This is a genomic window from Leptolyngbya sp. CCY15150, from assembly GCF_016888135.1.
In the GTDB taxonomy this organism is placed as follows: domain Bacteria; phylum Cyanobacteriota; class Cyanobacteriia; order RECH01; family RECH01; genus RECH01.
In genome coordinates this window covers 99935-106861 of sequence record NZ_JACSWB010000175.1, presented here as the reverse complement: position 1 = coordinate 106861, position 6927 = coordinate 99935, and the positions used below count along the sequence as shown (strand labels likewise).

The 6927-nt window shown below is 56.7% G+C and carries 4 protein-coding genes; 2 read left to right on the top strand and 2 right to left on the bottom strand.

The annotated features are described in order from the left end of the window. Positions 1–184: 184 nt before the first annotated feature. Positions 185–1174 (bottom strand): GTP 3',8-cyclase MoaA, encoded by a 990-nt coding sequence (moaA, locus tag JUJ53_RS13780; protein ID WP_204152602.1) that lies wholly within the window; start codon positions 1172–1174, stop codon positions 185–187. Positions 1175–1845: 671 nt separating this feature from the next. On the opposite strand from moaA, the gene JUJ53_RS13775 reads away from it, so the two are divergent. Further along, complete coding sequence (locus JUJ53_RS13775; RefSeq protein WP_204152601.1) at positions 1846–2049, top strand: hypothetical protein; 204 nt, start codon at positions 1846–1848, stop codon at positions 2047–2049. A 185-nt stretch (positions 2050–2234) separates the two neighbouring features. Here the strand turns inward: JUJ53_RS13775 and mutS are convergent, their stop codons facing one another. Beyond that, positions 2235–4865 carry a DNA mismatch repair protein MutS gene (gene mutS / locus JUJ53_RS13770; protein WP_343327957.1) on the bottom strand — a complete coding sequence of 877 codons (2631 nt, stop codon included), beginning with the start codon at positions 4863–4865 and terminating at the stop codon, positions 2235–2237. Positions 4866–5472: 607 nt separating this feature from the next. Here mutS and JUJ53_RS13765 point away from each other — a divergent pair. Then, positions 5473–6837 carry a gluconeogenesis factor YvcK family protein gene (locus JUJ53_RS13765; protein WP_204152599.1) on the top strand — a complete coding sequence of 455 codons (1365 nt, stop codon included), beginning with the start codon at positions 5473–5475 and terminating at the stop codon, positions 6835–6837. Positions 6838–6927 lie beyond the last annotated feature (90 nt).

Below are 6927 nucleotides of genomic sequence, written 5' to 3'. Positions count from 1 at the left end.
TAGCACTCAAACCCCATAAACGGCTCTATTTTCAGCGTGGGTTTCATGCGCTATCCCTGTTGCAGCAAGACTTCTAGGGACGTTGTCACCCGTTCAGTCGGGGATCTTGGCCCCAGTTTAAGAAACATCGGGGATCTTGGCCCCCAGTTTGAGAAACAGGGGATCTTGGGCTCAGGTCTGTCACTTAACCGCCAATTTGAGACATGGTGCGGCTATAGCGGCCGGTGGTGCCCGATTCCCGTTGCTTGTAGTTAATCTCGGGTTTGTAGTCCACCAGGGCCTGCACCTGATCCCGCAGATGCGCTAGGGGAACGCCTTCACGGAGAGCAGTGCGTAGGTCAAGCTGCCCGGTTTCATTCAGCAAACAGGGGCGCAGCCAGCCGTCGGCCGAGAGGCGCATGCGATTGCAGCGATCGCAAAAGCATTCCGACATTTGGCTAATAAACCCTAGCGTGCCCTTGGCTCCAGGAATTTGGAAGATATCTGCCGGGCCATTGCCTCGCACTGCGCCATCGGTTAATCCCCAGCGATCGCGGATGCGCTGCCGTAGTTCTTCGGAAGCCACCCAGCCTCGGTGTTGAAACAGATCGCCGTTGCCGATGGGCATAAATTCAATAAACCGTACGTGCCAGTCCCGATCGATGCTGAGGGCTGCTAAGTCCAGCACTTCATGGTCATTGAGTCCTGGAATCACCACCACGTTCAGCTTGAGGGGGCTAAAGCCCACCCGATGGGCCGCCAAGATGCCATCCCACACCTGCTGCCAGCGCGATCGCCCCCGGTTACCAATAATCTGATCAAAAATCTCCGGCGTCAGGGAATCGAGGCTAATGTTTACCCGGCGCAATCCCGCCTGGTAGAGATCCTCGGCCAAGTCGGCCAGCAGAAAGGCGTTGGTGGTCAGGGCCAGATCTTGGGTGTCGGGCAGGGAGGCGATCGCCCCCACCAGATCCACCACCCCCGGTCGCAGCAGCGGTTCGCCGCCCGTCAGCCGAAAGCGGGTGAAGCCAGCGGGGATAAACACCTGGGTCAGCAGCGTCATCAGTTCATCGTTGGTCAGCACATCTTGCTGTAGCGCATACTGCAGGTCTTCGCCCTCGGGCATACAGTATTGACAGCGGAAATTGCACCGGTCAATCAGACTAATGCGCAAATAATCAATCACGGGACTCATGGGCAATACTCGTGCATAGAACTCAGGCGATCGCCCTTCCCTCACGGGAAATCTCAACGGCGACATCCAGACCTTAGCGCCTTGGACTGTTTTGATGCTAGCGGATTCACGGACGGATCACACGCCCAAGGGCTGATATAGAGCCTGTCTGGGGCAGTTGATGGGCTAATCTCTATCACCGTAGCGCTTCTGCGTTTTCTACGGGCCTGCCCATAGTGGCGGGGGCATGACCTGATGGCCAAGCCTCAGAATTTCCACGGAGAGATGTCGGCATGGTTCACAAGAGCCCGAAGTCGTGAACTCTCATGATCGTAGGATTACGTATATAGCGCCTAAAATGAGTAACTAATAATACTTTGTATGCCCGTAGAATCGATGGAGTAATGCTGCCGTAGCTGCCTCAATTTTAAGGAGGGGACAGGGGCGATCGCCCCTCATACGGATCCTGAAGAAATTCGGTAGAGTGGAGCTACGGAATACGGAGCAACGGATTGCAACCTTAGAGTACAGAGCGCGTTTAGCCTAGACAGGTTGAATGCGTTCGTTTCGCTGTGACGAATATCACAGGTTCTTTGTATAGAGATCACAAAGATTTGGTATAAAATTGGGCACACTATAAAGGAACGGTGAAGCCCCTCCGCTTCAGTTGTGTCTACCGCTGTGAGTGACCTATGCAAAGTCAGCTGAGTCTACCCGTTTCCTCCCTTGAGGACGTCATCCGTCGCATCTTTGAAACCCATCGCATTACCCGAGCCGATCAAGAGCAGCTCATGGCCTTGATGTTGTCGAAGTCGGCGCTGAGCGATATTGACAAGAACCACGTCAACCGCATTTTTGATGGACTAAGTAGTGGGCTAGTGCGTGTGATTGACTGAGCCAGCGGCTCGGTCAGCGCCTGAGTTAAGTCGATGGACTTAACTCAATGAACTTAATTCAATGAAGCTGAGTTGCCAGGTTTCGATGCCGCCCAACCCTCTTCATATCGCTCAACCCTCTTGGTATAGGGATTTGAGCATGAAGCAGAGCTGAAATGCTTCAATGGTTACGCCCTCCTGCTTAGCTAGGTATCTGCTCTGTAGACGGCTTGTCCGTCAGATGTCAAACCTTGAGATGATTGGGGCGATCGCCCAAAAATATCCAGTTGTTCAATCGGGGTCGCTTCTTTAACCCGACGACGCTTCCGAGGTTCCGGCGCGTCGGTTCCCTGGCGCAGACCCACGGCAATGTGGGAATGCTGTTCGATCTGCGCCATGACTTGTTTTGCCCGTTGAATCACCGACGGGGGCAGCCCCGCCAAGCGTCCCGCCTCGATGCCGTAGGAGCGATCGGCTCCGCCGGGGCGCACCTGGTGCAGAAAAATGATCTGATCCGGCATTTCCTTCACCGTCACCTGGTAGTTGGCTACGTTGGGCTGTAAAGATGCCAGTTCGTTGAGTTCGTGGTAGTGGGTGGCGAAGATGGTGCGGGACTGCAGCTCGGCGGCTAGGTGTTCGGCCACGGCCCAGGCAATGGACAACCCATCAAAGGTGGCCGTACCTCGGCCAATTTCATCCAGCAGCACCAAGGATCGCGGCGTGGCGTGGTTCAAGATATTGGCGGTTTCGTTCATTTCTACCATAAAGGTCGATTGCCCCGTGGCCAGGTCATCCACCGCCCCCACGCGGGTGAAGATGCGATCGCAAATGCCTAAACTCGCTGTCCGGGCCGGCACGAAGCTACCCACCTGGGCCATGAGCTGGATTAAACCGACCTGCCGTAGATAACAGCTTTTGCCGCTGGCATTGGGGCCGGTGAGGATAATTAAATCTGGGGCGATCGCCTCTGTGGGCAAGGATGCATCAGCCGGGCGATCGCTGCCTAGGTGGCTGGAATTGGGCACGAAAAATCCCGCCGGGAGCGACTGTTCCACCACGGGATGGCGACCGTCCTCGACGTAAATAATCCGATCCTCGCGAATCTCCGGGCAGCAATAGCCTTGATATACCGCCACATCCGCCAGACCCACCAAAGCATCCACCGCCGCGATCGCTTGGGCCACGGCACGAATCGCCTCTGCCTCCGCCGCCACCTGCTGGCGCAGTTCCACAAACACCTCATACTCCAAGCGGTTCAGGTCATCTCGGGCGTTAAAGATCCGCGATTCCCGCTCCTTGAGTTCCAGGGTGACGTAGCGCTCTTCGTTGGTGAGGGTCTGCTTGCGAATGTAGTCATCGGGGGCCTGGTCTGCCTTGGATCGCGATAGACCCAGGTAGTAGCCAAAGGTTTTGTTGAACCCCACCTTCAAATTCGAGATGCCCGTACGCTGCCGTTCGGTGACCTCAAGCTGGGCAATCCACTGCTGATCGGCCTCCACCTGCTGTCGCAAGCTATCCAGCCGCGCGTCGATGCCCGGACGAATGAGGTTGCCCTCGGTGAGAGACAGGGGCGGATTGTCTTGCAGGTGCGATCGCAAGATCTGACCCAACTGGTCTAACTGGGGCGGCACCTGCTGCAGCGCTGTTAGATATGACGACTTGGCCGATGCCACCACCGCGGCCAGATCCGGCAGCTTTTCCAAGGATTCTGCCAAGGCCACCAAGTCCCGCGCGTTGGCCGTTCCCGACCCGGCTCGGCCAGTGAGCCGTTCAATATCGTAGATTTGCTTCAGCAGCACCTGCAGGGTTTGCCGCAAACTGCCGCGATCGCACAGTTCTTGAATCGTGGCTTGGCGATCGCGAATGGCCGTCCCATCCAGCAGCGGTTGCAGCAGCCAGCGGCGCAGCAGTCGCCCGCCCATGGAGGTCACCGTGCGGTCTAGGGCCCAGAGCAGGGAGCCGGTATAGGTGCCGTCCCGCGCCGTTTGGGTAATTTCCAAATTGCGACGAGTTTGATGATCCAGCACCAAAAATTCCGTCAGCGCATAGGTACAAAGCGGCTGTAAAAGTAACGGATTCTCCTTCTGGGTATCTTCTAAATAGTGCAGCAGACCGCCCGCCGCCCGTACCGCAAGGGGAAGATGGTTACAGCCCAGCCCTTCCAGCGATCGCAGGCGAAAGGTTTGCAGCAGCCGTTGGCGGGCCTCCTGGGTTTCAAACGCCAGTTGCGATCGCAGGGTATAGCAAAACTGCCGGGGTAGACAGTCGGGTAAGTGGGGCGATGATTGTCCCGGTCGCAGCAGGCCGCCTAGATCGGGCGCATTGGTGGGCACCAGCACCTCGGAGGGCTGCAGCCGCATGAGTTCCTGAGCTAACTGATCTAAGTCCTGGGACTGGGTGGTGAGAAATTCTCCGGTAGACACATCGGCGTAGGCCAGCCCCCAGTGATTGCCCGCGATCACCACTGCCGCCAGGAAATTATTCTGCCGCGCCGTCAGCATGCCCTCTTCCAGCAGCGTCCCCGGCGTAATCACCCGAGTCACTTCCCGTTTCACCAACCCCTGGGCCAGGGCCGGATCTTCGACTTGATCACAGATGGCGATCGCAAACCCTTTTTCCACCAACTGGGTGCAGTAGCGTTCGAGGGCATGGTAGGGAATGCCGGCCAGGGGAATCCGTCCCACATCCTTCCCGGCATCTTTGCTGGTGAGCACCAGTTCTAGCGCTCGGGCAATGGTGATCGCATCTTGGAAAAAGGTTTCAAAAAAATCCCCCACCCGATACATCAGCAGCGCATGGGGATACTGATCCTTGGTTTCCGCATACTGACGGAACATCGGCGTAAACAACTCCCGGTCTACCTGCCGATAGTCGCTATAGCGCACCGTATGTTTGAGCAACCGCTCTGGCAAGTCCACCGCTTGCTCTGGGGGCAGGTTTGGGAGAGGCTCGCTGGGTAGCTCTGGACTCGATGGGGGGAACGGCTCACTCATGCGACGAATACCTGAAAATGCTCACAACCCTGATTGCTGGGTCTACTTAACAGCTTAAAGCAGCCCGGGGTCGGCGGGGGGCGTTTCCAAGTATTCCAGGAAACCCGCAGTTGCACAGTACCGCTTCGGGGCCGCTGTCTAGTAGGATTTACCCATTAGTTGTTCTATGGTTAGGCATTGCGCAATACGTTCCTCGTGGGAGGGGGTTGCTTAGCATGAATAGAGCTATGTTCTCTTCCAAACACCGCGCGTTGATGGTGACCGGGCAAGAGTTCACCGGAGCTATGCGGATTCTTCTCCTTTCGCTCTGGAAAGTAACGATAACAGAGCCGCTGCTTTCCTAGCACCATCGTGGCGATCGCAAGTTTAGATGGGGGATTGAGTCCCTAGGGGGCGATCGCCTGTTGTCTAGTAGTCTTTTCAACCGTTGCGTTGAGGTTGCGAATCTCGAATGTCCACTGCCAATCGCTGGAAAAAAGCGCTGACCATGCTTCAGCAAGAATCCCGTTCCCGTACTCCGCATCGGGTTAGTCGGTGGTTCCAGTGGCTGGCTCCCGGTCTCTTCGTCAAGCGTTGGCTGATGTTGAGTGTGGCGGGGGTGCTGCTAGCGGCCTTGGGCATTGCCATCTGGACGAAACGCACGCCGGTGTTTTACATCACCCGGTTCATTGGCGATGCCCTGGATTTCATTACCGACTGGGTGCCTAGCTACATCAGTGGCCCCATGGTGATCTTGATTGGGGTTTTACTGGTCTTTTTGGGGCAAATGCGAACCCTGGGGGCGATCACCGAAGTGCTGATGCCCAATGGGGATGAAGAACTAATTGAGGTGCTCACGGCCCATCGGCGTTTACAGCGCGGCCCCAAAATTGTGGTGTTGGGCGGCGGCACGGGATTGTCCAACCTCCTGCGGGGGCTGAAGATTTACAGCGCTAATATTACGGCCATTGTCACCGTGGCGGATGATGGTGGTTCCTCTGGTCGGCTGCGGCGGGAGATTGGCGTGTTGCCGCCGGGGGATATTCGCAATTGTTTGGCGGCCCTGGCTGATGAGGAAAAGTTGCTGACCGAGCTATTCCAATATCGCTTTCGGGCTGGGGATGGGCTGGTGGGCCATAGTTTTGGCAACCTGTTTCTCACGGCCATGAGCGAGGTGACCGGAGATTTAGAGCAGGCCGTGGCGGCCAGTTCAAAGGTTCTGGCGGTGCGGGGGCAGGTGTTGCCCGCCACCCTCAGTGATGTGGAGCTTTGGGCAGAATTTGCCGATGGTCGCATCATCAAAGGGGAATCCAATATTCCCGAAGCCGACGGTAAGATTATCCGCGTGGGCTGTATTCCCGAGAATCCGCCTGCCCTGCCCCGAGCCCTGCAGGCTATTCGTGAAGCCGACTACGTGATTATTGGGCCGGGTAGCCTCTATACCAGCGTGATTCCCAACCTGCTGGTGCCCGACATTCGGGAGGCGATCGCTTCCCTGACGGTGCCGCGTATTTATGTGTGCAATATCATGACCCAGGCGGGTGAGACCGAGGGCTATACCGTGGCGGATCATATTCGCGCTATCGATCAGTTGTGCGATCGCCCCTTGTTTGATGCCGTTTTGGTGCATCGCAAAACACCGTCCGCCGAAGCGATGATTCACTATGCCCAAGAGCGATCGCATCCTGTGTACTTCGATCGGGAAGAGGTGATTCACCTAGGACGGCGGGTGGTGATGGCCAATGTGATGGCCGAGAATCCTCAAACCCATCGGATTACCCATGATAGCGATCGCCTTGCCCGTGTCTTACTGCGCTGGTATGGTCGGATGCAATGATGGTCAAGATCCATAGGCTTAGAGCAGGCGCTGGATCGAGACACCGTGACGGCGTTAGTCCTGCGTCAAAACTTCGGTATGCCCCTGATG